Annotated in this window: 19 protein-coding genes and 1 pseudogene; 6 read left to right on the top strand and 14 right to left on the bottom strand. The window is 70.2% G+C overall.

Annotated elements, in window-relative coordinates; all coding sequences use genetic code 11:
* Positions 1–78 precede the first annotated feature (78 nt).
* Positions 79–4,932: an NAD-glutamate dehydrogenase gene (locus GBB76_RS08595; RefSeq protein WP_152302928.1), complete on the top strand. Its 4,854-nt coding sequence runs from the start codon at positions 79–81 to the stop codon at positions 4,930–4,932.
* Positions 4,933–4,970: 38 nt separating this feature from the next.
* On the opposite strand, the gene GBB76_RS08590 is transcribed toward GBB76_RS08595, so the two are convergent.
* The 7 genes from GBB76_RS08590 to tsaD all read right to left on the bottom strand — a co-directional run bounded on the left by GBB76_RS08590 (position 4,971) and on the right by tsaD (position 11,450).
* Positions 4,971–5,414 (bottom strand): hypothetical protein, encoded by a 444-nt coding sequence (locus GBB76_RS08590; protein ID WP_152302927.1) that lies wholly within the window; start codon positions 5,412–5,414, stop codon positions 4,971–4,973.
* 147 nt (positions 5,415–5,561) lie between these two features.
* On the bottom strand, positions 5,562–6,074 hold the full coding sequence (locus tag GBB76_RS08585) for a c-type cytochrome, methanol metabolism-related (RefSeq protein ID WP_152302926.1): 513 nt from the start codon (positions 6,072–6,074) through the stop codon (positions 5,562–5,564).
* Between the two features lie 121 nt (positions 6,075–6,195).
* Positions 6,196–8,154, bottom strand: coding sequence for an acetate--CoA ligase (gene acs / locus GBB76_RS08580; RefSeq protein ID WP_152302925.1), 1,959 nt, complete (start codon positions 8,152–8,154; stop codon positions 6,196–6,198).
* 153 nt (positions 8,155–8,307) lie between these two features.
* Entirely contained in the window at positions 8,308–8,967 is a 660-nt protein-coding gene (locus GBB76_RS08575; protein ID WP_152302924.1) for a methyltransferase, read from the bottom strand.
* Complete coding sequence (locus GBB76_RS08570; RefSeq protein WP_152302923.1) at positions 8,964–9,383, bottom strand: EVE domain-containing protein; 420 nt, start codon at positions 9,381–9,383, stop codon at positions 8,964–8,966. The genes GBB76_RS08575 and GBB76_RS08570 overlap by 4 nt, the downstream gene beginning before the upstream one ends.
* Position 9,384: 1 nt before the next feature.
* Positions 9,385–10,374: an NAD(P)H-dependent glycerol-3-phosphate dehydrogenase gene (locus GBB76_RS08565; protein WP_152302922.1), complete on the bottom strand. Its 990-nt coding sequence runs from the start codon at positions 10,372–10,374 to the stop codon at positions 9,385–9,387.
* Positions 10,374–11,450, bottom strand: a complete 1,077-nt coding sequence (gene tsaD, locus GBB76_RS08560) for a tRNA (adenosine(37)-N6)-threonylcarbamoyltransferase complex transferase subunit TsaD (RefSeq protein ID WP_152302921.1) — start codon at positions 11,448–11,450, stop codon at positions 10,374–10,376. The genes GBB76_RS08565 and tsaD overlap by 1 nt, the downstream gene beginning before the upstream one ends.
* 62 nt (positions 11,451–11,512) lie before the next feature.
* Between tsaD and hemC the strand changes: the two genes are divergently transcribed.
* From hemC to GBB76_RS08540, 4 genes are all read left to right on the top strand, one after another.
* A complete protein-coding gene (hemC, locus tag GBB76_RS08555; RefSeq protein ID WP_152302920.1) occupies positions 11,513–12,442 on the top strand; it encodes a hydroxymethylbilane synthase in 930 nt (309 codons plus the stop codon).
* Position 12,443: 1 nt separating this feature from the next.
* Complete coding sequence (locus GBB76_RS08550; RefSeq protein WP_152302919.1) at positions 12,444–13,148, top strand: uroporphyrinogen-III synthase; 705 nt, start codon at positions 12,444–12,446, stop codon at positions 13,146–13,148.
* Positions 13,149–13,242: 94 nt separating this feature from the next.
* Complete coding sequence (locus GBB76_RS08545) at positions 13,243–14,649, top strand: hypothetical protein (RefSeq protein WP_152302918.1); 1,407 nt, start codon at positions 13,243–13,245, stop codon at positions 14,647–14,649.
* A complete protein-coding gene (locus GBB76_RS08540; RefSeq protein WP_152302917.1) occupies positions 14,646–16,286 on the top strand; it encodes a heme biosynthesis protein HemY in 1,641 nt (546 codons plus the stop codon). Before GBB76_RS08545 ends, GBB76_RS08540 begins: the two co-directional genes overlap by 4 nt.
* Before the next feature lie 432 nt (positions 16,287–16,718).
* Here GBB76_RS08540 and cobT read toward each other — a convergent pair whose 3' ends face one another.
* The 3 genes from cobT to GBB76_RS08525 all read right to left on the bottom strand — a co-directional run bounded on the left by cobT (position 16,719) and on the right by GBB76_RS08525 (position 20,553).
* Positions 16,719–18,665 (bottom strand): cobaltochelatase subunit CobT, encoded by a 1,947-nt coding sequence (gene cobT, locus GBB76_RS08535; RefSeq protein WP_246669080.1) that lies wholly within the window; start codon positions 18,663–18,665, stop codon positions 16,719–16,721.
* 234 nt (positions 18,666–18,899) lie between these two features.
* Complete coding sequence (cobS, locus tag GBB76_RS08530) at positions 18,900–19,883, bottom strand: cobaltochelatase subunit CobS (RefSeq protein WP_152302916.1); 984 nt, start codon at positions 19,881–19,883, stop codon at positions 18,900–18,902.
* 52 nt (positions 19,884–19,935) lie between these two features.
* The gene (locus GBB76_RS08525) at positions 19,936–20,553 is read right to left on the bottom strand and encodes a J domain-containing protein (RefSeq protein ID WP_152302915.1); all 618 of its coding nucleotides are present in this window, start codon (positions 20,551–20,553) and stop codon (positions 19,936–19,938) included.
* Between the two features lie 110 nt (positions 20,554–20,663).
* Between GBB76_RS08525 and GBB76_RS08520 the strand changes: the two genes are divergently transcribed.
* Complete coding sequence (locus GBB76_RS08520; protein WP_152302914.1) at positions 20,664–20,960, top strand: BolA family transcriptional regulator; 297 nt, start codon at positions 20,664–20,666, stop codon at positions 20,958–20,960.
* A gap of 64 nt (positions 20,961–21,024) precedes the next feature.
* On the opposite strand, the gene GBB76_RS08515 is transcribed toward GBB76_RS08520, so the two are convergent.
* The 4 genes and pseudogenes from GBB76_RS08515 to GBB76_RS08500 all read right to left on the bottom strand — a co-directional run bounded on the left by GBB76_RS08515 (position 21,025) and on the right by GBB76_RS08500 (position 24,605).
* Positions 21,025–21,813 carry an META domain-containing protein gene (locus tag GBB76_RS08515; RefSeq protein WP_162375530.1) on the bottom strand — a complete coding sequence of 263 codons (789 nt, stop codon included), beginning with the start codon at positions 21,811–21,813 and terminating at the stop codon, positions 21,025–21,027.
* A gap of 149 nt (positions 21,814–21,962) precedes the next feature.
* Positions 21,963–22,757: pseudogene (locus tag GBB76_RS08510) on the bottom strand (transporter associated domain-containing protein); the annotation flags it as partial.
* A gap of 109 nt (positions 22,758–22,866) precedes the next feature.
* Positions 22,867–24,015 (bottom strand): 3-dehydroquinate synthase, encoded by a 1,149-nt coding sequence (gene aroB, locus GBB76_RS08505; protein WP_152302911.1) that lies wholly within the window; start codon positions 24,013–24,015, stop codon positions 22,867–22,869.
* On the bottom strand, positions 24,012–24,605 hold the full coding sequence (locus GBB76_RS08500; protein WP_152304797.1) for a shikimate kinase: 594 nt from the start codon (positions 24,603–24,605) through the stop codon (positions 24,012–24,014). The genes aroB and GBB76_RS08500 overlap by 4 nt, the downstream gene beginning before the upstream one ends.
* Positions 24,606–24,670 lie beyond the last annotated feature (65 nt).

The raw sequence follows: 24,670 nt of genomic DNA, 5'->3' as shown, positions 1-24,670 counted from the left end.
CCCGTACGGTTTGATGGTGTGATGAAGATGGGTGTTGCCGGCTGATGCGGAGCCAGCCGCGCCCATCGGGGGGACGACATGGGGGTCGAAGGGTTCTTTGCCAGCGAGGATGAGCGCGTCGCGCGCCAGCTCGTTGAGCAGGCGGACCTCATCTTGCAGGCAACCGACGGCGATGCGCCGGCCCGGTTCGCCAGCCGTTTGTTCGGGCGCGCTGTCGCCGAGGACGTGCGTGTCTATACGCCGCACGAGCTCGCCAGCCTCGCCCGGCTTGCCTATGCGCATCTCAAATTCCGCCGGCGCGAGAATTTCGACATCCGCATCGAGCAGCCGCAGGCGCAGGAGGGCGGCGACCGGCTGGGGCGCGTGTCGATCATCGAGATCGTCAACGACGACATGCCGTTCCTGCTCGACTCCGTCATGGCGGCGCTGAACGCGCAGGGCCTGACGGCGAGCTTCGTCGTGCACCCGATTCTGGCGGTCGACCGCGACAATAACGGCCAGATCGTCGGCATCTCTGCCAGCGAGACGCCCTCGGGCGGGCGCATGCGGCGCGAGAGCCTCATCCACATCCATGTGCCGCGCCTTGAGGACGAGCTGCGCCGCACCGCGCTCATCGAGGATCTGACCTCGGTGCTCAACCAGGTCCGCTCGGCGGTCAATGCCTGGCAGCCGATGATGGCGCAGGTGCGCGCGGCGGTGACCAATCTCACGCTGGCCCCCTCCGTGGTGCCGCGCGAGGAGCGCGAGGAGGCGGTCGCCTTCCTCGAATGGCTGCTCGCCGGCCGCTTCACCTTTCTCGGCTGCCGCCAGTATCAGGCGTCCGGCGCGCCGGGCGGGTCGCGCCCGGTGCAGTTCGAGCGGCGGATGGAGGATGCGCTCGGGCTGCTCGCCGACGAGGGTTTCCGCCTGTTCCGCCGCAATGGCGACGCGCGCAGCGTGAGCGCCGATCTCGGCGAGGCGCTCGCCGAATCGAGCCCGCTCATCGTCACCAAGTCGCGCACCGTCTCCACTGTGCATCGGCGCGCGTGGATCGACGTGATCCTGGTCAAGCGCTACGACTCGCAGGGGCGGGTGGTCGGCGGCCTGTGCATAGCCGGCCTGTTCACCGCCACCGCCTATACCAGTTCGGTACGCACCATCCCGATGCTGCGCCGCAAGGCCTCCAGCGTGCTGGCGCGCGCCGGCTTCGCCCCGGAAAGCCATTCCGGCCGGGCGCTGGTGAAGGTGCTGGAGACCTATCCGCGCGACGATCTGTTCCAGATCGACGCCACCGCGCTGTTCCAGTTCGCGCTGGCCATCCTCCAGCTCGAAGAGCACCCGCGCGTGCGGCTGCTGGCGCTCAACGAGCGGTTCGACCGCTTCGTCTCCATCCTCGTCTTCGTGCCGCGCGACCGCTATGGCAGCGAGGTGCGCGAGAAGATCGGCAACCTGCTGGCGGCGAGCTTCGGCGGGCAGATCGCGGCGTTCCGCCCCCTCTTCATGGACGGTCCGCTGACCCGGGTGCACTTCATCATCGAGCGCGGCCCGGGCGAGGTGCCGACGGTCAGCCGCGCGAGCCTGGAAGGCGCGATCACCGACATCATCCGCACCTGGGGCGACGGCGTGGCCGAAGCCCTCGGCGCCGCCTTTCCCGCCGCGCGCATCGGCGAACTGACGGAACGCTACGGCAACGCCTTCCCGGCGGGCTACCAGTCGAGCTACCCGCCCGAGGACACGATCGAGGACATCAAGCTCATCGAGGGGCTGAGCGATGCCAACCCGGTCGCCGCCGCCTTCCGCCCCTCGCCGCTGCGCGAGCGCGACCGCGTGTCGCTCAAGGTGCTGAGCCTCAAGGTGCCACGCTTGCTTTCCGAGCGCGTGCCGATGCTGGAGGCGATGGGTTTCGTCGTCATCGACGAGCGCACCTTCACCGTGCGGCCGGCCGGCAGCCCGGTCGTCTATGCGCACGACATGCTGCTGTCGCGGCGCGGTGGCGGCCCGATCCCGGTCGACAAGCTGGAGGCGTGGCTGCACGGCACGCTGATGGCGGTTCTGCGCGGCGGCGAGAGCGACGGCTTCAACGCGCTCGCCCTCACCGCCCAGCTCGGCTGGCGCGACATCACGGTGCTGCGCACGCTGGCGCGCTATCTCCGGCAGACCGGCATCCCGTTCAGCCAGGATTATCTCTGGCAGACGCTGAACGCCCATCCCGCCATCGTCCAGAAGCTGGTCGCGCTGTTCCACGCCCGCTTCGATCCCGACCAGCCCGACCGCCGGACGGAGCGGCAGGCGGCGATCCGCAACGACATCGAGGCCGCGCTCGCCGAGGTGCCGAGCCTCGACGAGGACCGCATCCTGCGCCGCTTCGCCAATCTCGTCGAAGCGGCGGTGCGCACCAATTTCTACCAGCGCTCGGCGGACGGCGCGCCGCGCCCGGCCATCGCGATCAAGTTCCTCAGCCACGAGGTCGAGGGGCTGCCGCTGCCGCGCCCGCAATTCGAGATCTTCGTGCATTCGGCCCGGGTCGAGGGCATTCACCTGCGCTTCGGCCGGGTGGCGCGCGGCGGGCTGCGCTGGTCCGACCGTCCGCAGGACTTCCGCACCGAGGTGCTCGGGCTGGTGAAGGCCCAGCAGGTGAAGAACGCGGTCATCGTGCCGGTCGGCGCCAAGGGCGGCTTCGTGCCGAGCCAGCTTCCCGCCGGCCCGCGCGAGGCGATCCAGGCCGAGGGCGTGGAGGCCTACAAGCTGTTCATCGGCAGCCTGCTCGACATCACCGACGACATCGAGAACGGCGAGACCGTGCATCCCGCCCGCACCGTGCGCCATGACGGCGAAGACCCCTATCTGGTCGTCGCCGCCGACAAGGGCACCGCGACCTTCTCCGACATCGCCAACACGCTCTCGCAATTGCGCGGCTACTGGCTGGGCGACGCCTTCGCCTCGGGCGGCTCGGTCGGCTACGACCACAAGGCCATGGGCATCACCGCCCGCGGCGCGTGGGAGGCGGTGCGCCGGCATTTCCGCGAACTCGACGTCGACATCCGCACTACGCCGTTCACCGTGGCCGGCGTCGGCGACATGTCGGGCGACGTGTTCGGCAACGGCATGATCCTCGAGAAGACCATCCGGCTGGTCGCCGCCTTCGACCACCGCGACATCTTCCTCGACCCGAACCCCGACCCGGAGGAGTCCTGGCGCGAGCGCCGGCGGCTGTTCGCGCTGCCGCGCTCCTCCTGGCAGGACTACGACAAGTCGCTCATCTCGGCCGGCGGCGGCGTCTTCCCGCGCTCGGCCAAGAGCATCCCGCTCTCGCTGGCCATGCGCGAGGTGCTCGGCTTCGACAGGAACTCCGCCTCGCCGGCCGAGGTGATCAGCGCGATCCTGCGCGCGCCGGTCGACCTGCTCTGGTTCGGCGGCATCGGCACCTATGTGCGCGCCGTGGGCGAGAGCGACGCCCAGGCCGGGGACCGCGCCAATGACGCGGTGCGCGTCGCCGGCGCCGAACTGCGCGCGCGCGTCGTCGGGGAGGGCGCCAATCTCGGCGTCACCCAGCGCGGGCGTATCGAGGCCGCGCGGCGCGGCGTGCGCATCAACACCGACGCGATCGACAATTCGGCTGGCGTGAACACCTCCGACATCGAGGTGAACATCAAGATCGCGCTTGGCCCGGCCCTGCGCGAGGGCCGGCTGGACGCCCAGCGGCGGGCCCAGCTTCTGGCCTCGATGACCGGCGAGGTCGCCGAGCTGGTGCTGCGCAACAACTACCTGCAGACGCTGGCGCTCTCGCTCGCCGAGCGGCGCAGCACGAACGATCTCGGCTTCCTCCAGCGGCTGATCCAGCGGCTGGAGGCCCGTGGCCTGCTCGACCGCGCGGTTGAATTCCTGCCCTCCGACACCGAATTCGCCGAGCGGCGCGGCCGCCGCGAGGGGCTGATGCGCCCCGAGCTGGCGGTGCTGCTGGCCTATGCCAAGCTGACCGCCCATGCGGACCTGCTCGACACCGACGTGCCGGACGATCCCTATCTCGCCCGCGAGCTGGCGGCCTATTTCCCGCCCGAGCTGCGCGAGCGGTTCCCGGACGGCATCGAGGGGCACCGGCTGCGGCGCGACATCGTCGCCACCCGCCTGTCCAACGCGATGATCAACAATGGCGGCGCGACCTTCGTCACGCGCCTCGCCGACGAGACCGGCGCCGATGTCGGCTCCATCGCCAAGGCCTTCGCCGTGGTGCGCGACGGCTTCGGCCTCGCCGCGCTCAATGGCGAGGTGGACGCGCTGGACGGGCAGGTGCCCGGCGCGGTGCAGCTCGAACTCTACGGCGTCGTGCAGGACATGCTGGTCGACCGCAGCATCTGGTTCCTGCGCAATGTCGATCTGCGCGGCAGCCTCGACGAGCTGGTCGCCCACTACACCGCCGCCATCGCGCCGGTGGAGAAGGTGCTGACCGGGCCGGTGCGCGAATTGCTGCCGGAGGAGACGCGCACGCTGCACGATGCGCGCGTGATGCAGTGGACGCAGGCCGGCGTGCCCGAGCCGCTGGCGCGCCGCATCGCCCGCCTGCCGGCGGTGGAGAGCGCCACCGACATCGTGCTGATCGCCGACCGCACCAAGTCCTCGCTGGCCGACGTCGCCGTCACCTTCTTCGCGGTCGCGGTGCTGTTCCGCCTCGACCGCATCCTCGGCCCGGCGCGCGCCCTGTCGGTGACGGACCATTACGACCGCCTCGCGCTGGAGCGCGCGCTCGCCGCCTTCGAGACGGCGGTGCGCCGGCTGACCGCCGAGGTCATCACCGAGCACGGCGCCGGCGTCGCCGGCGTGTCGGCGTGGACGCGCGCGCGCGGCGAGGTGGTGGAGCGCGCGCGCGGCGGCATCTACGAAATCGCCGCTTCCGGCCTCAGCGTGTCGAAGCTCTCGGTGGCCGCGAGCCTGCTCGGCGATCTCGTGCGGGGTTAGGGGAATTTTTTTCCTTCGATGTCAAATGCAAAATTTAACTAATCTAAATCTTCAAGCGTGACGGTACGTTTTCGCATTTCGTCTAAGCCTCTCCATTTATCTGTTCCAGGAATCATGATCATCCAATAATTCCATCCATTTAAGTTTGTACGTTTGCCGCTTTTTGTTTTAGCTACAGAACTTATGGCGGCTGATGGAGATGAAAAGTTTGAACCGTTTAAATTCCATTCTCCGTTTACAATGGAGCCTTCATATTCTTTTTTATTGTAAATTGTTTTGAATCTAGTGCCATGGGGTAGCGTAATTTCTTTACTTACCCACGATTTTTCATCGTTAATACGTTTTTCAACGTTGAATTTATTAATATCAATATTCAATAATCGTCTCAATATGCTGTTTGGTGTTTCAGAAAATGATTGTTTTTCGGCGATTATGGCTTTGTAGACGGCGAGATCAATTTTTATGCTTTCATATCGGCTCATTACTCCGTCTCCTCTGGTTGGGAGTAATTTGAGTAATTTGAGATTATGTCAAAAAAGTGACCACATGCACGCGCGGGTCGTGGTTCAGTTGGCACAATCCGGACATTCGCCGACCTGGGTATAGATGCACGGCGCGATGCCGAACCCTCACCCCATGCAGGCGTCTTCGGCCTTGCTGTAGCCGGCCGGTTTCGGCGCGCTGTTCTGCGGCTGGCCGCGGCCGAGCGCGCCGTCGGAGCGGGCGCGCAGATAGACGAAGATGGCGTCGATGTAGCACATCACGTTGGGATTGCTGCCGAGCGCCGGCATGACGAGGTCCTGGCTGGCGCTGACGTTCTTCTTGCCGTTGGTGACGGTGTCGAGGAACTGGCTGTAGCTCAGCGTCTGCAGCGCATCGACCAGCGAGGGGCCGAAGCTGGAGCCGAGCCCGTCCGGGCCGTGGCACTGCATGCAGTTGGCGGTGTAGCGGACATAGCCGACCGAGGTGTACCAGTCGACGGTGCCGTCCGGGTCGATCTTGTAGGTCGGGTTGCCGGCCTTGTCGCTGTATTCGCCGTCCGAGGAGGTGACGGCGGCGGGGTCGCCGCTGCCATCGGCCCCGGCCGGCACTGACGCGAGGAGAAGCAGGGCGGCCATGGCCGCCCAGGTCTGAATCCGCATGTGATCCTCCCATGCGCCCTCATTCTCGTTGTGGCGTCGTGGCGAGGGCGGCGGGGTATGGTCCTGCTACGGGGAGGGGCGGTCAAGCCACCCCTTCCCGCAGCCCGGATGCGGGCGGCGCTCAGGCCGCCGCGTGCTTCTTGTTCTGCCGGTGCGAGATCAGGTCCTCGACCACGCCGGGATCGGCCAGCGTCGAGGTGTCGCCGAGATTGCCGAACTCGTCCTCGGCGATCTTGCGCAGGATGCGGCGCATGATCTTGCCCGAGCGGGTCTTGGGCAGGCCGGGGGCGAACTGGATGAGGTCCGGCGAGGCGATCGGGCCGATTTCCCGGCGCACCCAGGCGACCAGTTCCTTGCGCAGTTCCTCGGACGGCTCGATGCCCGACATCAGCGTCACATAGGCGTAGATGCCCTGGCCCTTGATGTCGTGGGGATAGCCGACCACGGCGGCCTCGGACACCTTGGGATGGGCGACGAGGGCGCTTTCGACCTCGGCCGTGCCCATGCGGTGGCCGGAGACGTTGATCACGTCGTCGACGCGGCCGGTGATCCAGTAATAGCCGTCGGCGTCGCGCCGGCATCCGTCGCCGGTGAAGTACTTGCCGGGATAGGTCGCGAAATAGGTCTGCATGAAGCGCTCATGGTCGCCATAGACCGTGCGCATCTGGCCGGGCCACGAGTCGGCGATCACCAGATTGCCCTCGCAGGCGCCCTCCAGCACCTTGCCTTCGGCGTCGACCACCTGCGGGACCACGCCGAAGAAGGGGTGCGTGGCCGAGCCCGGCTTGAGGCGGGTGGCGCCGGGCAGCGGGGTGATGAGGATGCCGCCGGTCTCGGTCTGCCACCAGGTGTCGACGATGGGGCAGCGGTCATCGCCGACCACGCGGTGATACCATTCCCAGGCTTCCGGGTTGATCGGCTCGCCGACCGAGCCGAGCAGACGCAGGGAGGCGCGACTGGTCTTCGTCACCGGCGCGTCGCCGGCCTGCATCAGCGAGCGGATGGCGGTCGGGGCGGTGTAGAAGATGTTGACCTTGTGCTTGTCGATCACTTCCCAGAAGCGGGAATTGGTGGGGTAGTTCGGCACGCCCTCGAACATCAGCGTGGTGGCGCCGTTGGCGAGCGGGCCATAGACGATGTAGCTGTGGCCAGTCACCCAGCCGATGTCGGCGGTGCACCAGTAGATGTCGCCGTCGTGGTAGTCGAACACGTACTGGTGGGTCATCGAGGCGTAGACGAGATAGCCGCCGGTGGTGTGCAGCACGCCCTTGGGCAGGCCGGTCGAGCCCGAGGTGTAGAGGATGAACAGCGGGTCCTCGGCGCCCACCGGCGTCGCCGGGCATTCGCTGGTCACGAGGTCGGCGGCCTCGTGGTACCAGACGTCGCGGCCGGCCTCCATGTTCACCGTGCCGCCGGTGCGGCGGACCACGATGACATGATCGACCTCGGCGTCGCCGGCCTTGGCGATGGCGGCGTCGACATTGGCCTTCAGCGGCACCTTGCGGCCGCCGCGCAGGCCCTCGTCGGCGGTGATGATGACCTTGGAGCCGCAGTCGCGGATGCGCCCGGCGAGGCTGTCGGGCGAGAAGCCGCCGAACACCACGGAATGAATGGCGCCGAGCCGCGCGCAGGCGAGCATCGCATAGGCCGCCTCGGGGATCATCGGCATGTAGATGGTGACGCGGTCGCCCTTCTCCACATTGCGGTTGCGCAGCACGTTGGCGAAGCGGCAGACCTCGTCGTGGAGTTCCTGATAGGTGATGTGGCGGTGCTCGGACGGGTCGTCGCCTTCCCAGATGATGGCGACCTGGTTCGCGCGGGTCGGCAGATGCCGGTCGATGCAGTTCCAGGCGACGTTGGTCACGCCGTCCTCGAACCATTTGATCGACACGTTGCCGGGCGCGTAGGAGGTGTTCTTGACGATGGTGTAGGGCTCGAACCACTCGATCCGCCTGCCCTCGTCGGCCCAGAAGCTCTCGGGGTCGCGCACCGACGCCTCGTACTTGGCGCGATAGGCGCGCTCGTCGAGAAATGCGCGCTTGGCCCACTCGCCGGGCACGTCGTAGATCTTGTCGGACATGGCGTTTCTTCCCCTTTGGGCAGGCGCTGGCGCGCCTCTCTTGCTGCGCCGGATTATGGGGAGCGGGCCCCGGCTGGACAAGCCGCGGGGGCGCGCGACTTTGGTCGGTAGGTAGTCGCGCGGAGGGGCGGGGCCGTGGAGAGCCCGTCCCCCTCAGCGGCGCGGGCGCCAGACGCTGGTGCGCTTGATCTCCGTGTCCTCCAGGTCGCGCGAGACCGGGACGCCGTATTCGGCGACCTTTTCCAGCCTCTCGCGCGGCAGGTAGGAGCGGCCGGGGTCGCCGATCCAGACCTGCGCGCCGCGTGCGAAAAGCCCGTCCAGCCAGGCGAAGACGCGGGCGGCGAGGTCACGCTCATAGGCGATGTCGCCGACGAGGATCACCTCCCAGCCGGCATCGGTGCCGATAATGTCGGTGGCGAGCACGTCGACGGGCGCGCCATTGGTGGACGCGTTGAGGGCGATGGCGGCATGGGCGAAGGGGTCGATGTCGGCGCAGGCGACCGAGACGGCGCCCGCCCTGAGCGCGGCGATGCCGACGAGGCCGGAGCCGGCGGCGAAGTCCAGCACCCGTTTCCCCGCCACCATGTCGGGGTGGTCGAGCACATGGCGGGCGAGCGCCTGCCCGCCGGCCCAGGCGAAGGCCCAGAAGGGCGGCGGCAGGCCGATCTCGCCCAGCTCCTCCTCGGTGCGCTGCCAGATCGGCAGCGATTCCTCGGCGAGGTGGAGACGGATTTCGGGAACCAGCGGCGGGGTGAGAAGGCGCGTCTGCGCGCGGATGAAGGCGTGCGGGTCGGCGAGGGGCCGCCGCGTCACCGCGTGCCGCCGGCCATTTCGAGCACGATCTCCCATTCCGCGTCGGTGACGGGCTGCACCGAGAGGCGCGAATATTTCAGCAGCGCCATCTCGGCGAGCCGGGGCTCGCTCTTGATGGCGGCGAGCGATACCGGACTCGCCAGCGGCGCGACCGCCTTCAGGTCGACCATGACGAACTTGCCGGTCGCGTCCGAGGGGTCGGGATAGGCCTCGCGGATCACCTCGACGATGCCGACGATCTCCTTGCCCTCGTTGGAATGGTAGAAGAATCCCCGGTCGCCGGTCTTCATGGCGAGAAGCTGCTGCTTGGCGAGATGGTTGCGCACGCCGTCCCAATGGGTGCCCTTGGCGCCGGCGGCGACCTGCATCTCCCACGACCATTTGAACGGTTCGGACTTGTAGAGCCAGTGCGCCATCTCACGCTTCCGCTTTCTGGGGACGGGCCAGCAGCGACCCGATCGCCTGTTCGATATCGCTGCGCCCGGCCAGCACCGCCTCGACCGCGCGGGCGATCGGCATGTCGACGCCGCGCGCATCGGCCATCGCCATCAGCGCGCTGGCGGTGAGGGCCCCCTCGGCCAGCCGGCCGGTGGGGTGCAGGCCCTCGCTCTCGCCGAGGCTGAGGCCCAGCGCGTAGTTGCGCGACTGCGCCGTCGAGCAGGTGAGGATGAGGTCGCCCAGGCCCGACAGGCCGGTCAGCGTCTCCGCCCGCGCGCCATAGGCCTTGCCGAAGCGCATCAGCTCGGCGAAGCCGCGCGCGATCAGCGCCGCCCCGGCGCTGGCACCGAGCCTGCGGCCGCCGACGATGCCGGCGGCGATGGCCAGCACGTTCTTGGCGGCGCCGCCGATCTCGACGCCGCGCACATCGTCGGAATGGTAGAGCCGGAACGAGGCCGAGCCGAGCGCCGCCGCCAGCGCCTCGGCCAGCGCGAGGTCGTGCGCGGCGAGGGTGACGGCGGTCGGCAGGCCCGCCGCCACGTCGGCGGCGAAGCTGGGGCCGGAGAGGATGGCGGGCGTCGCCCCGGGGCAGGCCTCGCCCAGCACCTGCGTCATGAACAGCGCGGTGCCGCGCTCGATGCCCTTGGCGCAGGTCACGACCGGCACGCCGGCGGATAGGTGCGGGGCGAGTTCGGCGGCGACCGCCCGGCTCGCCTGCGCCGGCACCACGAGGAGCACGGCATCGACCCCGGCGAGGGCGGCGAGGTCCGCCGTGGGCGCCACCGAGGGGGCCAGTTCGACGCCCGGCAGGTGCGCGCGGTTCTCGCGCAGGCGCGCCATCGCCGCCACCGCGTCGGGATCGCGGCCCCACAGCACCACGTCGCGGCCGGCGCGGGCGCTCGCATTGGCGAGCGCCGTTCCCCAGGCGCCGGCGCCGACGACGCCGATGGAGGCGAAGCGGGTGGGCATCAGCCGGTCGTGCCCCGTGCGGGCGCGGCGACGCCCTCCACCTCGCCGAGCGGCCAGCGCGCGCGCGGCGCGGTGCCGAGATCGTCGGTCAGCCCGAGCGCCAGCCGCTCGGCTCCCGCCCAGGCGATCATGGCGCCGTTGTCGGTGCACAGTTCCGGCGGCGGCACGGCGAGGCGGGTGCCGGCATCGGCCGCGACCTTGTGCAGCACGCGGCGCACCGCCTGATTGGCGCCGACGCCCCCGGCGAGCACCAGCGCGTTCGGCACCATGCCGCGCTCGCGCATCACCCGCAGCGCGCAGCGCACGCGGTCGGCGAGAATGTCGACGATGGCGGCCTGGAAGGAGGCGCACAGATCGTTCACGTCCTCGTCGGAGAGCGGGGCGATGCGCAGCGCCTCCAGCCGCACGGCGGTCTTGAGGCCGGAGAGCGAGAAGTCGGGCACCGGCTTGCCGTGCAGCGGGCGCGGCAGGGCGAAGCGCGAGGCGTCGCCCTTCAGCGCGGCGCGCTCCACCTCCGGGCCGCCCGGATAGGGAAGGCCGAGCATCTTGGCCGTCTTGTCGAACGCTTCGCCGATGGCGTCGTCCATGGTGCCGCCGAGCTTGGTGTATTCGCCGACGCCGGTGACGGCGACGAGCTGGGTGTGGCCGCCCGAGACCAGCAGCAGCAGGAAGGGGAACGGCACCTTGTCGGTGAGGCGCGCGGTGAGCGCGTGCGCTTCCAGATGATTGACCGCGATCAGCGGCTTGTTCGCCGCCAGTGCCAGCGCCTTGGCGGTGGTGAGCCCGACGATGACGCCGCCGATCAGCCCCGGCCCGGCGGCGGCGGCGATGCCGTCGACCTGCGCCAGCGTGACGCCGGCCGAGCGCAGCGCCAGCGCGATGAGATGGTCGAGTATCTCCACATGGGCGCGGGAGGCGATCTCCGGCACCACGCCGCCATATTCGGCATGGGCCTCGGTCTGCGAGCGCACCACATTGGACAGGATCGTGCCGGTGCCGTCGCCGCGACGGCGCACGAGCGCGGCGGCGGTTTCGTCGCAGGTGGTCTCGATCCCGAGGAGGAGAAGATCGCTCATTGACTTTATGTGGTTGGACAGTGATCTGAACCGGCATCGAACCGCTAGCACCGCAGGACCGCATGACGCAATCGCTTCCCCGACTCCGGCTCGGCACGCGCGGCAGCCCGCTGGCGCTTTGGCAGGCGCATGCGGTGCGCGATGCCCTCCTGAAGGCGCATGGCTGGCCTGCGGAAGCGGTGGAGATCGAGGTGATCCGCACCACCGGCGACGCCATCACCGACCGCGCCCTGTCGCAGGCCGGCGGCAAGGGGCTGTTCACGAAGGAACTGGAAGAAGCGCTGCTGGAACGGCGCATCGACCTCGCCGTGCATTCGGCCAAGGACATGGCGACGAAATTGCCGGATGGCCTGCACCTCGTCGGCTATCTCCCCCGCGCCGACGTGCGCGACGCGCTGATCCTGCGCGAGGGGGCCTCGCTCGCCGACTTGAAGCCGGGGGCGAAGGTCGGCACCGCCTCGCTGCGCAGGGAGGCGCAGCTGCGCCGGCTGCGGCCGGACCTTCAGGTCTCGCTGCTGCGCGGCAATGTCCACACCCGGCTGTCGAAGCTGGAAAGCGGCGCGTTCGACGCGACGCTGCTGGCGCTGGCCGGACTCACGCGGCTCGGCCTCGCGGAGCGGGCGAGCGCGGTGCTGGACACCACGGATTTCCTGCCGGCGGTGGGGCAGGGGGCGGTCGCCATCCAGACCCGCTTCGGCGACATCGCGGTGGATTCGCTGATCGTGCCGGTGGTGTGCCCGGCCACCGGCCTCGCGCTGCGGGTCGAGCGCGCCTATCTCGGCGAGCTTGACGGCTCCTGCCGCACGCCCATTGGCGGGCTGGCGGAGGTGGTCGGCGACGAGATCCGCTTCCGCGGCGCGGTGCTCTCGCCCGACGGCAGCCGCTATTACGAGATCGTGCGCTTCGGGCCGAAGAACCGCGCGCTGGAGCTTGGCATCGCCTCGGGCCGGGAAATGCGGGCGATGGTGCCGCCCGACCTGCTGCCGCACTGAGATGCGGGTGCTGGTGACGCGCCCGCAGCCGGATGCGCAGGCGACCGCCGCGCGGCTCGCCGCCGCCGGTCATCAGGCGATCGTCGATCCGATGCTGGCGGTGGAGGCGATCGAGGGCGCGCGCCTCCCGGATGGGCGCTTCGACGCGGTGGCGCTGACCAGCGTGAACGGGGCGCGGCTGCTGGCCTTGCGGCCGGAGGCGGCCGCTCTCGTGCGGCTTCCCCTCTACGCGGTCGGCCGGCGCACGGCGGCGGCGGCGCCGGATCACTCTGTGCCTATGCACATTGCTAGTGGAAACGGGGCGGCGCTAGTGGCGCTACTGCGCGCGACACTCCCGCGCGGCGCCCGTCTGCTGCATGTGGCGGGCGAGGAGCGGGCGGTCGATCTCGGCGCCGCGCTGGCGCCGGACGGCATCCACACCGAACTTTTCGTGATCTACCGCACCGTGCCGGCGGGCGCGCTGGCGCCCGCCACGCTGGCGGCGGTCGAGCAGGGCTGGGTCGACGCGGCTTTCCATTTCTCGGCCCGCACCGCCGCGACGCTGGCCGCCCGGGCCAGCGCGGCCGGGGCCTCGGCGCATTTCCGCCATATCCGCCATCTGTGCTTCTCGGCCAATGTCGCCGCGCCGCTGGCCGCTGCCGGATGGCCGACGCAGGTGGCGGACGAACCGACCGAAGAGGGCCTGTTCGCCCTGCTCGGCGGGTAGGGGCCCGCAGTCTCCCGAGGTTGCGGCGAGGGGTCAGGCGGTCTATCCCGGAACAAGGGCCGGCCCGGCGCTTTATCAAGGTAGAGGTAAGGACGTGGCGACAGACGATCCGAACAAGGGCGCTCAGGACAAGACGGAAGCGGAGCTGACGGAAGCCGGGGCGAAGGCCTCGCGCCGCAAGCCGCCGACGCTCGACCTTTCCGCCCGCGACGTGACGCCCCTTCCCGACGACGCGGCGACCGCCGCCACGGCTTCCGACGATCCCCCGCCGGCCGAGACGGCGGCGCCCGACTCCGCTCCGGAGGTTCCCGGCGAGACGACCGACGCGGCGGCGCCCCCGCCTGTTTCCGGTCGCCCGCCGCGTCCGCTCGGCCTGTTCGGCGTCGCGGTGGCGGCGCTGGTCTCCGGCGTGATCGGCGGCGCCGTGGCGCTCGCCGTGGTGTCCACTTTCTACAGCGCCGAGGACAATATCGACGCCATCACCGAGCTGGAAGCGCGTGCGCTCGACCTGCGCCAGCGCATGGAGACGCTGGAATCGCGGGGCAGCCCGGCGCCGGCGCCGGCGGCTGGCCTTGCCGCGCCCGACGAACTGGCGGCGCGGCTCGACGCGCTGGAGAGCGGCATCGACACGCTCGGCAAGCGGGTCGACACGCTTCCCACCTCCGCCCCCGCCCCGACCGATGGCGCTCCGGCCGCCCCGGCGGCCGAGGTGACGGCCGATGTGGCGGCGCTGGCTGGCCGCGTCGAGGCGCTGGAGCAGAAGGCGGCCTCCGCGCCGGCTTCCGCGCCCGCGGCCTCGCCGGAGGATGTGGCGGCGGTGGCCGCACGCATCGCGGCGCTGGAGCAGCGCGTCGCCGCGCTCCCCGCGCCCGCGCCGGCGGCCTCGCCCGCCGCTGTCGCCGAGGCGCAGGCGCGCATCGCAGCGCTGGAAGGAAGGCTGAACGCCATGGCCGACGCCCAGCGCGCCAGCGGGCAGGGGGCGTCGCAACTCGTGGCGCTCGCCTCGCTGCGCGATGCGGTGGTCTCCGGCCGGCCCTTCGCCACCGAACTCAAGGCCGCCCGCGTGCTGCTGGGCGAGGAAGCCGCGCCTCTCGCCGCGCTGGAGGCGGCCTCCGCCGCCGGTTTCGGCGACGGCCCGGCGCTGGCCGCGCGCCTCAAGGCCGCGACCGCCCCGGTCCCGGCCCCGGCGCCGGCCACCCCTGCCGCCGGTACCTCGACCGTCGAAGGCGTCGTCGAGCGGCTGTGGGACAGCGCGCAGAACCTCGTGGTCATCCGCCGCGCCGCCGGTCCCTCGGGCGATCCGCGCCTTGCCGACGCCGATGCGGCGCTGGCGCGCGGCGATTATGCGAGCGCCCGCACGGCGCTGGCCGGCATGCCGGAATCCGAGCGCGCGGCCGTCCAGCCGGTGATCGCGGCGATTGAGGCGCGGCAGGCGGCGCTTGCCGCCATTGCCGGGCTCAATCAGCGCGTGCTCGCCACTCTCGCGGGAGGAGCCCAGTGATCCGCCTCGTCGTCTATCTTCTCGTCCTCTCCCTCGTCGCCTTCGGCGTCGCCTGGCTGGCCGACCGGCCCGGCTCGGTGGTGATCGACTGGCAGGGCTGGCAGATCGAGACCAGCATTCTCGTCGCGGCGAGCGCGCTGCTGGCGCTGCTGGCGGCGACCATCCTGCTGTGGACGCTGATACGGCTGATCGTGCGCTCGCCCGACATCATCGCCTTCTCCTGGCGCGCGCGCAGGCGCAATCGCGGCTGGAGCGCGGTGACGCGCGGCCTCGTCGCGGTCGGCTCGGGCGACGCCATCGGCGCCCGCCGCGCCGCCAACGACGCCGAGCGCCTGCTCGGCCGCGAGCCGCTGGCCCAGCTTCTCGCCGCGCAGGCGGCCCAGCTCGCCGGGGACACCTCCGGCGCCGAGGCGGCGTTCCGCCGGATGACCGAGACGCCGGCCACGCGCCTGCTCGGCCTGCGCGGCCTGCATGTGGAGGCCCGCCGGCGTGGCGACGCCACCGCCGCGCTGCTCGCCGCCGACGAGGCCGCGCGCCACGAGCCGGGCCTCGCCTGGGCGGCCGACGCGGTGATCGAGGCGCGCTGCCTCGCCGGCGACTTCGCCGGTGCGCTCGCCGTGCTGGAGCGCGAGGCGGCCCATGGCGGGCTCGACCGCGCCGCCCATCGCCGCCGCCGCGCCGTGCTGCTGGCGGCGCAGGCGCAGGCAGTCGAACTGTCCGATCCCGCCACGGCGCGCGAGAGGGCGCTGGAGGCCAACCGCCTCGCCCCAACGCTGGTGCCGGCGGCGGAAGTGGCCGGGCGCCTGCTCGGCGCGGCGGGCGATGCCCGCAAGGCGGCGAAGATCCTCGAGGCCGCCTATGCGTCCACCCCGCATCCCGACCTCGCCGATGCCTATCTGCACCTGCGGCCGGGCGATTCCTCGCGCGAGCGGCTCAAGCGCATCCGCACCCTCACCTCGCGCATGCCGGCCCATGCCGAAAGCGCGCTGGTGCTCGCCCGCGCCGCCATCGACGCGCAGGAATTCGACGTCGCCCGCACCGCGCTCGCCCCGGTGCTGGCCGAGCCGACGCAGCGCGCCTGCCTGATGATGGCCGAGCTGGAAGCCGCCGAGACCGGCGATGTCGGCAAGGCCCGCGAATGGACCGCCCGCGCCGTGCGCGCCCAGCGCGACCCGGCCTGGGTCGCCGACGGCGTGGTGGCCGAGGCGTGGGGGCCGGTCTCCCCCGTCACCGGCCGGCTCGACGCCTTCGAGTGGAAGCTGCCGCCGGGCGTCGCCACGACGCCGATGCTGGAGAACGAGGCCGAGCGGGTGAAGGCGGCCATCGCCGCCGCCATCGAGGCTCGTCCAGCGCCCTCGACCGTGGTCGACCTCGCGTCGGAGGAGCCCTCGCCAAGCCTCGCGCCCGGCAATGAGGCAAAGACCGAGGCGCCGGAAATGGTGAAGGTGGATCCCGCGAAGGTGGAGATCGAGCCGCCAGCGCGGCCGGCGGCACCGCTGCGCGCCGCGCCGGGCGCTGCCGTGTCGCAGAAGGTGGCGCCTGTCGTGGCGATGCCGCATCTGCCGGACGATCCCGGTCCCGAGGGGCCGTTCACCGACGAGGCCGAGACCCGCCCGCGCCCGCCTTACGGCGTGTGAGGGCGCGGCCGCCTTCCGCCGGTGGGGTGAGCTGGCGTGAAAAGCGCAAAAAAAAGCGCGCCATGCGGCGCGCTTCTCCACCCTTCTCGGGTCCCTGCCAGAATCCGGCCGCTCGTCACGCGGCCGGAGGGTTCGAGGCGGTCGGAGTACATCCGTCCTAACCGCCGTCCATCCGGCGAGGCGCTGACGAAGCGCCAACTTGCCGGAAGCCCTGTTCTGACTGGGTTGTAACCTATGTGGGGTACTGCGGCGGCTTTTCAAGGGGGCAGGAGGTGATTGCCGTTGACCCTATGTGCCACCGTCATCCCGGACGGCCACAGGCCGATCCGGGATGACGGGCAAGGGTGGGAGCGGGCTGGAGGACGATCCCGGCTCTCGCTTCGCTCGGCCGGGATGACGACCTTTTCAGCCTTCGGCCGGGATGACGTCTTTTCAGTGCACCTTGCGGGTCGGCAGCGAGACCGGGCCGGGCCGGGCCGCCTTCGGCGCCGGCCGGTGGCCCTGCTGGCCGCCGCCGCGCGGGCCGCGCTCGTCGAACAGCTCGGCCAGCTTGTCGGTCATCGCCCCGCCCAGTTCCTCGGCATCGACGATGGTGACGGCGCGCTTGTAGTAGCGCGTGACGTCGTGGCCGATGCCGATGGCGATCAGCTCGACCGGGGACTTGTCCTCGATCTGCTGGATGATCCAGCGCAGATGCCGCTCCAGATAATTGCCGGGGTTCACCGAGAGGGTGGAATCGTCCACCGGCGCGCCGTCGGAGATCATCATCAGGATGCGGCGCGACTCGTTGCGCGCCAGCAGGCGGTTATGCGCCCAGTCGAGCGCCTCGCCGTCGATGTTCTCCTTCAAGAGCCCCTCGCGCATCATCAGGCCGAGATTGCGCCGGGCGCGGCGCCAGGGCGCGTCGGCCGACTTGTAGATGATGTGGCGCAGATCGTTCAGCCGGCCGGGCGCGCCCGGCTTGCCGGCGGAAAGCCAGGCTTCCCGCGCCTGCCCGCCCTTCCACGCCTTGGTGGTGAAGCCGAGGATCTCGACCTTCACGCCGCAGCGCTCCAGCGTGCGGGCGAGAATGTCGGCGCAGGCGGCGGCGACCGTGATCGGGCGCCCGCGCATCGAGCCGGAATTGTCGAGAAGCAGCGTGACCACGGTGTCGCGGAAGTCGGTGTCGCGCTCGCGCTTGAAGGACAGCGCCTGCATCGGGTCGGTGATGATGCGGTGCAGGCGGGCCGGGTCGAGCAGGCCCTCTTCGAGGTCGAACTCCCAGCCGCGATTCTGCTGCGCCATCAGCTTGCGCTGAAGCCGGTTGGCAAGGCGCGCGACGATGCCCGACAGGTGCACAAGCTGCTTGTCGAGATAGGCGCGCAGGCGCGCCAGTTCGTCGGGATCGCACAGCTCGTCGGCGTTCACCGTCTCGTCGAAACGCGGCGTGAAGGGGTGGTATTCGGGCGGGCGCGGCTCGGCCGGCGTGGCGTTCTGCGGGCGCCAGGGCTCGGAGGAATCGTCGGATTCGCCCAGCTCCGCGTCGTCGGACAGCTCGGAATTGGGCTGGTCCTGCTGCTCCTCGGACTCTTCCGGGTTCTGGTCGGAGGCAAGGTCGGTGTCGACCTCGGTCTGGCCCTCGGCGTTCTCGTCCTCTTCCGAATCGGCGCCCTTGCCGGAATCCTCGTCGCGGGTGTCGTCCGCCTCGGTGGAGGGGTCGTTGTTCTCGTCGAAGGGGGCGATGTCCTCGCCCATGCCGAGCGAGGAGAGCAGGTCGCGCATCGCCTCGGCGAAGCGGGTCTGGTTGTCCGCCGCGCCGGACAGCTCGTCGAGCGCGCTGGCGCCGTGCTCCTCGATGAAGCCGCGCCACAGATTGACCATCTCGCGCGCCGCCGCCGGCGGGGCCATGCCGGTCATGCGCTCGCGCAGGATGAGCGAGAGCGCGTGCTCCAGCGGTGCGTCGGAGCGGTCGGCGAGATTGGCGAAATTGGCCTTCTGGTAGCGGTCCTCCAGCATGGCCGAGAGGTTGAGCGCCACGCCGTCCATGCGCAGGGCGCCCAGCGACTCGCAGCGTGTCTGCTCGGCCGCCTCGAAGGCGGCGCGCGCCTGCTGGCCCATCGGCACCAGCCGCTGGTGCACCTTGGGGTCGTGGCAGGCCATGCGCAGCGCCATCGAATCGGCATGGCCGCGCATGATGGCGGCCTCCTGCCGGGACATGCGGCGCGAGGGCTCGGGCAGGCGGGCGCGCCCCTCGGCATAGCCGGGCTTGTCGGCGCCGAAGCTCACATCGATCTCGCGATTGCCCGCAATGGCGCGCAGGCAGCCGGTGACGGCGCGCTTGAGCGGCTCGGTCGGGGCTTCCTTGGGCGGCGTGCGGGTGGTGCGGTTCGAGGTGGACATCGGAGTGCTCACTGGTTCGATCGCCTTATCCCCGGCGGGAAAGGTCGTCCGTGGATGCCTCTCCCCGTCGGGGAGAGGTGGCCCGCGAAGCGGGTCGGTGAGGGGGCCGCCTGGCTACAAAGCCCTAGAGCCCCTCACCCCAACCCTCTCCATCAAAGTCGGCATTTGCCGACTTTGAGCTTTCGAACCGAACCCGGCAACAGCCGGGTTCGGCGGGGAGAGGGGGAAGTACGCTCAGGACATCACGACGTTGACGGCCGACTCGGTCAGTTCCTTGCCGAAGCAGCGCTGATAGAACTCGGCCACCAGCGGGCGCTCCAGCTCGTCGCACTTGTTGAGGAAGGTCACGCGGAACGAGAAGGCCAGTTCCTTGAAGATCTCGGCGTTCTCGGCCCAGGTGATCACGGTGCGCGGGCTCATCACGGTCGACAGGTCGCCATTGATGAAGGCCTGCCGGGTGAGGTCGGCGAGGCGCACCATGCGCGCCACGGTGTCGCGGCCTTCGGCGGTCTGGAAGTGCTTGGCCTTGGAGGCGACGATGTCGACTTCCTTGTCGTGGGCCAGATAGTTCAGCGTGGTGACGATGGACCAGCGGTCCATCTGCGCCTGGTTGATCTGCTGGGTGCCGTGATAGAGGCCGGTGGTGTCGCCGAGGCCGATCGTGTTGGCGGTCGAGAACAGCCGGAAGGCGCCGTGCGGGCGGATCACGCGGTTCTGGTCGAGCAGGGTCAGACGGCCGGCGGATTCGAGCACACGCTGGATCACGAACATCACGTCCGGGCGGCCGGCATCGTACTCGTCGAACACCAGTGCGACGTTGTTCTGGTAGGCCCAGGGCAGGATGCCGTCGCGGAATTCGGTGACCTGCAGCCCGTCCTTCACGACGATGGCGTCCTTGCCGATCAGGTCGATGCGGGAGATGTGGCTGTCGAGGTTGACGCGCACGCAGGGCCAGTTGAGGCGGGCGGCGACCTGCTCGATATGGCTCGACTTGCCGGTGCCGTGATAGCCCGTGACCATCACGCGGCGGTTATGGGCGAAGCCGGCGAGGATGGCGAGCGTGGTCGGGCGGTCGAACAGGTAGTCGGGATCGATCTCCGGCACGTAGGCATCCGGTTCCGCATAGGCCGGAACATCGAGATCGACGTCGATGCCGAAAACCTGACGGACCGAGACCTTCATGTCCGGCAGCGCGGGCGCTTGCGTGGGGGCAGTCATTCTTCCTCCGTTGCCGCGAAGACGAACCGCGGGCTTTTCTGCGATGCGGGGCCTAGCAGAAACCCGCGCTCTTGAGATGATTATAGGCCTGGATCACGTCGCGCAGACGGTCCTCGGTCGAATTGTCGCCGCCATTGGCGTCCGGGTGGTACTTCTTCACCAGCAGCTTGAAGCGGGCCTTGATCTCCTCCGCCGTGGCCGAGGCCTCGACGCCGAGCGATTCGAAGGCGCGGCGCTCGGCATTGCGGATCATCCGGCTCTCGCGCTCCGGCTCGGGCTCCGGGCGGGCGCGCCCGCCCATCTCGCCGAACATGCCGAAGGGGTCGCCGATATCCTCCGTCGAATGGCGCCGGGAGTGCTCGGCGGCGCTGCCCGCGCCGCGCGATCCCATCTTCCAGGTCGGGCGGTGGCCGGTCAGCGCGTCCTTCTGGTAGGCCGCGACGGCGTCGTCGCCCATGCCCGAGAAGTAGTTGTAGGACTGGTTGTAGGCGCGCACGTGGTCGAAGCAGAAGCGCCAGAACTGGCCCTCATGCTGACGGCCCTTCGGCGCGCGATGGGTGGCCGCGTTGCAGCAGCCCTCCCATTCGCAGGTCGGGCCTTCCGCCTTGACGCGGCGATCGCGGTCCGGCTTGACGCGGATGCGATCGAATATGGGGGAGTCGAGCTTCATGACCGGTCGATTATGCTGGTGCGGGCACAGGTATACAAGAAACCGCGTGGGCGTCACTGCCCGGAGGGGCGATATTGACGGGGTCCGGCCCTCGGCGTACCGCAGGGGGCATGAACGCGAACCCTTCCTCCCCCGATGCCGTGGCCGCGGCGCTGGCCCGTGCCCGGGCCGCGCTCGACGTGCTGTCTCCCGCCCTGCTGGAACTGGAGGACGAGAGTCATCGGCACGAAGGGCATGGCGGGCACCGTCCGGGTCAGCTCACGCATCTGCGCGTGCGCATCGTGGCGGAAGCGTTCCGGGGCCAGTCGCGCATCGCCCGCCACCGCACGGTCAACGGCCTGCTCGCGGACGAGATCGCCCGCGGCCTGCATGCCCTTGCGATAGAAGCGAAGGCGCCCGGCGAGTGACCGGGCGCCGGGTTCTGCCCGGATCGTTTCCTGCCGCCCTATATGGGCGCTCCGGCGTGAAAATCTACCGCCCGATCTGCAGGATCCTGCGGCCGGCTCCGTCGAGGAAGGCGATCTGCCCCTCGCGGAACTCCCAGGAACGGGCGGCGCGCATGGCCGAGGCGACAAGCTGCTCGTAGATCTGTTCCGCGTTGTTGCAACTCCGGCGGGTCGACATGACCGGCGCAAAGGTCACGTTGCGCCCGCGCAGTTCCATCCGCGAGGAGAGGCTGTTGCAGCCGGCGGTGAAGCTCACCTCCATGTTCGGCGTGACGGAGAATCTGGGGCGCGATTCGCGCGGGGCGGCAACGCCCCGGCCGTCCGCGCCGGCGATCCACACCCGGCTCCACTGGCCCTGCCAGGAGAAGGCCGGCGCATCGGGGCGGGGGGGACGGACGCGGTCGGGCGCCGTGATGAAGCGGAACTCGGCATGGGTGCCGCGCAGGTCCGAGGAGGCGGAGAGGTCGCCGCCCCGCTCGACGGTCACATACTTGCCGTTCTGCACCGAGCGCAGCGAGACGGAATTGCCGTGGGCGTCCATCTCGAAGGTTTCCCAGCCGCGAATATGCGGGCTGCCGGTGCCGAGCAGCGTGCGCGGGCCGATGCCGGCGCGCACATAGGTGCCGTCCTTGGCGCGCAGGGCGATGCGCCGGCCTTCCAGCCGCACGATCTCGAAGCGGGCGGCGTCGCGCGTGTTGCCGGTGGCGACCAGCATGCCCGAGCGCAACGTGACATTGGCGTTGTTCGACGCCCACTGGATGACGACATCGGCGGCCATGGCCGGCGCGGTCAGAAGGCCGGTCACGAAGGACACGGCCAGAAATTTCCTTACGGCTGAAATGATCATCTTGCTCCCCCGACACTCCGCGTGACGTTGGACAGGATGATAGAGGGCCGGACTGAACCCGGAATGAAATCGGGGTTCAGAATCGGTTCATCTTGACGCAGCGTCAGTGTCGCCGGTCAGCGGGCATCCGTCCTTGGCCGCGCCCGGGTCGCGCGCAGCGGCACGACGCGCAGCAGTGTGATGCGGTTGCGCTGCTTGCGCATCACCTGGAAACGGAAGCCGTGGAACAGGAACGCCTGTCCCGGCTCGGGGATGATGCGCGCCTCGTGGATGACGAGGCCGGCGACGGTGGTCGCCTCCTCGTCGGGCAGCGACCAGCCCATGGCGCGGTTGAGGTCGCGGATCGGCACCGAACCCTCCACGCTGACCGAGCCGTCCGGGTGGCGGCGGGCGCCGGTGAAGGCCTTGTCGTGCTCGTCGGCGATGTCGCCGACGATCTCCTCGAGGATGTCTTCCAGCGTGACGAGGCCCATCACCTCGCCATACTCGTCGACGACGAGGGCGAAATGCTGCTTGCGGCGGCGGAAGGCCTTGAGCTGGTCGGTGAGCAGGGTGACGTCGGGCACGAACCAGGGCGGGCGGGCGATGGTGCCGACATCCAGCCGGTCGATGTCGTTGCCGAGCGCCTGCAACTCGCGCAGCAGATCCTTGGCGTGCAGCACGCCGACGATGTTGTCGGGCGTGTCGCGCCACAGCGGCAGGCGGGTATGCGGGGAGGCCAGCACCTCGCGCACGATGTCGGCCGGCGGCAGGCCGGCGTCGAGCGTCGCCATCTTGGTGCGGTGGACCATGATGTCGGAGACTTCAAGCTCACGCAGGTTGAGCAGGCCCTCGATCATGGCGAGGTCGTCGCCGACGATGCCGGCGGCGCGGCGCAGGGCGTCGAGCGCCTGGCGCAACTCGTCCTCGGCGGGTTCGGTGGTCGGCGCGGGCAGCGGCGCGCGCGCCGGCGGGCGCGGCTTCGGCTTCAGCCAGCGGCTCAGTCCGTAGAACGCCGGCGCGCGGCTCATGAGTTGTGGCTCACGGGTGGCCGGCTCCCGCGCGTTCGGCGTCGAGGAAGTCGCGCACGGCGGAGGGGTCGACGTCGCGGGCGATGAAGCTCTGGCCGATGCCACGGGCGAGGATGAAGGTGAGCGCCCCGCGCGAGACCTTCTTGTCCTGCGCGATCAGCTCCATCAGCCCGTCCGTGTCCGGCAGCTCGCCGGGAATGTCGGCGATGCGGGTCGGCAGGCCGACGGTCTTCAGATGGGTCGCCACGCGCTCGGCGTCCTCCGGGGCGCACAGGCCCTGCCGGGCGGAGAAGCGGAAGGCCTGCGCCATGCCGATGGCGACCGCCTCGCCATGCAGCAGCCGCTGCGAGAAGCCCGCGCCCGCCTCCAGCGCGTGGCCGAAGGTGTGGCCGAGATTGAGCAGGGCGCGGTCGCCGGTCTCCTTCTCGTCGCGGGCGACCACGGCGGCCTTGGAGGCGCAGCTGGTGGCGATGGCCTCGATGCGGGCCGGGCCGCCGCCGAACACGTCCTGCCAGTGGCGCTCCAGCCAGCCGAAGAAGGGGGCGTTGTCGATGAGGCCGTATTTGGCGACCTCGGCGTAGCCGGAGCGGAACTCGCGCAGCGGCAGCGTGTCGAGGGCGAGGCTGTCCGCCAGCACCAGGATCGGCTGGTGGAAGGCGCCGACGAGATTCTTGCCGTGGCGCGAGTTGATGCCGGTCTTGCCGCCGACCGAGGAATCGACCTGCGCCAGCAGGCTTGTCGGCGCCTGCACGAAGTCGACGCCGCGCCGGAGCGCTGCCGCCGCGAAGCCGGCAAGATCGCCCACCACGCCGCCGCCGAGCGCCAGCACGAGGTCGCGCCGCTCGATGCGGGCAGCCAGCAGCCCGTCGACGACCTCCTCGAACACCTTGAAGCACTTCGACTTCTCGCCGGGCTCGATGACGATGGCGGTGGGCGTCAGGCCGGCCTGACGCAGCGACTGCTCGACGAGGCCGAGATGGCGCTCGGCGACGTTGCGGTCAGTGACGATGCCGACCCGCGCGCCCGGACGCAGCGCCGCGAGGCGCGCGCCCGCCTGTTCCAGAAGGCCGGGGCCGATCACGATGTCATAGGAGCGGTCTCCCAGCCCCACGCGGAGCTGGGTCACGTCGCTGGCGAGGGTGGTGGCGGCCTGGGTCATGTCTCGTCTCCCGAAGGCGGCGGGGCGAGATGGCGCATCAGCGCCTCGATCACCTCGTCGACCATGATGTCCTGCGGCACGTCGTGCGACGTCACGGTGACGTCGGCGAGCGCGTAGACCGGATAGCGCAGGTCGATCAGCCGGGCGAGCGTCGCCTCGGGATCGCCGTTCCTGAGCAGCGGGCGGTCGTCGCGCCGGCGCACGCGGCGCAGCAGCACGTCGAGATCGGCCTTCAGCCAGACCGACACGCCGTTGCCGACGATGGCCTCGCGGGTCTCCGCGTTCATGTAGGCGCCCCCGCCGGTGGCGAGCACCATGGGGCCGGTCTCCAGAAGGCGGGCGATCACCTTCTTCTCGCCGTCGCGGAAGGCGGGCTCGCCGCGATGCTCGAAGATCTCGGGAATGCTCATGCCGGCCGCCTGCTCGATCTCGGTGTCGGCGTCGGCGAAGGGCAGGCTGAGGCGGCGGGCGAGGCGCTTGCCGACCGAGGATTTGCCGGCGCCCATCATGCCGACGAGCACGATGGAGCGCGCGCCCAAAAGCTCGCGCAGCCCCGCCGCCTTTCCGTCCTGCTCGATATCCGCCGTCATGTCGTCGATCACGGCCCCAAGCCCCGTTGGATCGCGGACTATCATTGGCGGCGGATGGACGCAAT

It is taken from the genome of Ancylobacter sp. TS-1 (assembly GCF_009223885.1).
GTDB lineage: Bacteria > Pseudomonadota > Alphaproteobacteria > Rhizobiales > Xanthobacteraceae > Ancylobacter.
Note: the sequence above shows the minus strand (reverse complement) of the source record. Positions and strands in the feature narration are given on the sequence as shown.